Raw genomic sequence first — 2,322 nt, 5'->3', positions numbered from 1 at the left:
CCTGTGATCGTCTGTGCGTTCTCCTGTGCGTTCTCCGCCGGCCGCACGGTCCGCGCGGCCGGCGGAGAACGCACAGGAGAACGCACAGACGATCACAGGCGTCTAACGAGTGCCGGATGGAAGGGGCCATCCGGCGCTCGCGCGGGTAGAAGGTTCCGTGGCGGGTCCGCACGCGACGGAGGAGAACCCATGGCGGCCGTTCGCCCCCTGGCGCCCGGCGATCCGGCGCGGCTGGGCCGCTACGAGCTGCTCGGCAGGATCGGCGAGGGCGGCCAGAGCATCGTCTACCTGGGGCGGCGCGCGGACGGCGGGCAGGCGGCGGTCAAGCTGCTGCGCGCCCAGCTCAGCCGGAACCCCGAGTGGCGGGCGCGGTTCGAGCGCGAGCTCAAGGTCATCGGACGCGTCGCCGGGTTCTGCACCGCGCAGGTCCTGGACGCCGACTTCTCCGGCGACACGCCCTACGTCGTCAGCGAGTACGTGCCGGGGCCCTCGCTCACCGGGCTCGTCACCGGCCAGGGCCCCGGGCAGGGCCCGCGCGTCGGCACCGACCTGGACCGGCTCGCCATCGGCACCGTCACCGCCCTGGCCGCGATCCACCGCGCGGGAATCCTGCACCGCGACTTCAAGCCGTCCAACGTGCTGATGGGCCCGGACGGCCCGCGCGTCATCGACTTCGGCATCGCGCGGATGCTCGGCTCCGTCGCGAGCAAGGGCAGCGGTGTGCTCGGCACCCCGTCCTACATGGCGCCCGAGCAGGTCACCGACGGCGAGCTCGGCACCGGGGTCGACATGTTCGCCTGGGCCGCGACGGTGCTGTTCGCGGCGACCGGGCGGCATCCGTTCGGCAACGACACGATCTCGGCGGTCTTCCACCGGATCCTGCACTACGAGCCCGACCTGTCGTCCCTGCCCGGCTCGCTCCGCGAGGTCGTCACGTCCTGCCTGGCCAAGGACCCGGCGCGGCGCCCGGAGGCGCAGCAGGTGCTGCTGGACCTGCTCGGGCGCCAGGCTCCGTTCACGCCGGAGGACGAGCTGGCGCTGAGCACGGGCGCGCACCTGGCCGGGGACCAGCGCACGCCCCCGGCGCCGCGCACGCCGTCCGCGCCGCCTGCAGCGGGCCGTGCGGGGCGCACCGGTGCCCCGGGCATTCCCGAGCACGCGGTGCACGAGACCGTCCCGCCCGCGCCGCGCCGGTTCGGATGGCGCGTCGCCGCCGTCGTGGTGCCCCTGCTCCTGCTCGCCGGAGGCGGGACGGCCTGGGGTCTGATCGCGAGCGGCTCGTCCGACCGTCCCGGCTCGAAGGACGCCGTCCCGGCCGCGCCGCCCGCCTCCGCGGCGGCCGCCGTCGCCCCGGCCGCCGAGGCCGTCAGGACGGTGCTCAGCTTCGACCACGCGACGATCGACCAGAACGTGGCCGCCGCGCACCGGCTGGCGACGCCCCGGTACGGCGCCGACTACGACCGGCAGCTCGCGACGCGCGATTACCTCGACCAGCTGCGCGACAAGAAGGGCTCGGTCACCGCCGACATCGTGGACTCCGCCGTCGTGGCCGCCGACCCGGGCCGGGTCACCGTCCTGTCCTACGTCAGGCGGACCGTCCAGGCGCGGGACGCGAGGCCGGACCGGCTCCAGGACCCGATGCGCGCGACCATGGTCCGGCAGGGGAGCGGCTGGCTGCTCGACTCGCTCTACACGCTCAAGGCCGGCTCGGTCCGCGCCGACACGGCGGGCGCCGCGTGGCCGGACGAGCGGGCGCGCGGCGCGCTGGACGCCGTCGCGCGCGACCCGTCCCTCGCGTCCGAGACGCCGGTGGAGGTCGGCTTCCGCGACGGCGGAGCCGCCGGCCGGCTCACCGCCCTGGTGACCGTGGGCGCGTGCGCGAAGGGGACTTGCGACGACGGCGACAAGGTCACCGTCCGCCGCCTCGTCCTCCAGCGCACCGGCGCCACCTGGAAGGTCGCCTCCTCCCAGCCCCTTTGAACCTGGGGAGCCCCGTGCAAGGCGAAGGGGCGCCTCCCGGAGTGGGGGGCGCCCCTTCGACGTGGAGAAGGCCGGACGGTCAGGTTCCGCGAGGGGCGCGCCTGCGGGTCGCGGCGACCGCGGTGCCGCCCGCCAGGACCGCCGCCAGGCCGAGCGCGGCGAGGGGCAGCGCGTCGGTGCCCGTGAACGGCAGGCGGTGCGGCGGGGCGAAGGACGCGGCGGACGGGCCGGCGCCCGTCCCGGGCGACGGGAGGCCGGGCAGGAGCGGCGACGAGGGCAGCGTGGGCGGTTCCGGGGACGGGCTCGTCGGCGGCTCCGGGTCGGTGGGCGGCGTCGGCGGGC

The 2,322-nt window shown here is 76.3% G+C and carries 1 protein-coding gene and 1 pseudogene; one reads left to right on the top strand and one right to left on the bottom strand.

All coding sequences use genetic code 11. The features are described from left to right. Positions 1 to 189: 189 nt before the first annotated feature. Entirely contained in the window at positions 190 to 1,980 is a 1,791-nt protein-coding gene (locus E1298_RS46300) for a serine/threonine-protein kinase (RefSeq protein WP_131903714.1), read from the top strand. A gap of 79 nt (positions 1,981 to 2,059) precedes the next feature. Here E1298_RS46300 and E1298_RS49115 read toward each other — a convergent pair. Further along, positions 2,060 to 2,322 (bottom strand): annotated as a pseudogene (locus tag E1298_RS49115) (peptidase); the annotation flags it as partial.

The sequence above is a fragment of the Actinomadura rubrisoli genome (genome assembly GCF_004349215.1).
Lineage (GTDB): Bacteria > Actinomycetota > Actinomycetes > Streptosporangiales > Streptosporangiaceae > Spirillospora > Spirillospora rubrisoli.
Note: the sequence above shows the minus strand (reverse complement) of the source record. Positions and strands in the feature narration are given on the sequence as shown.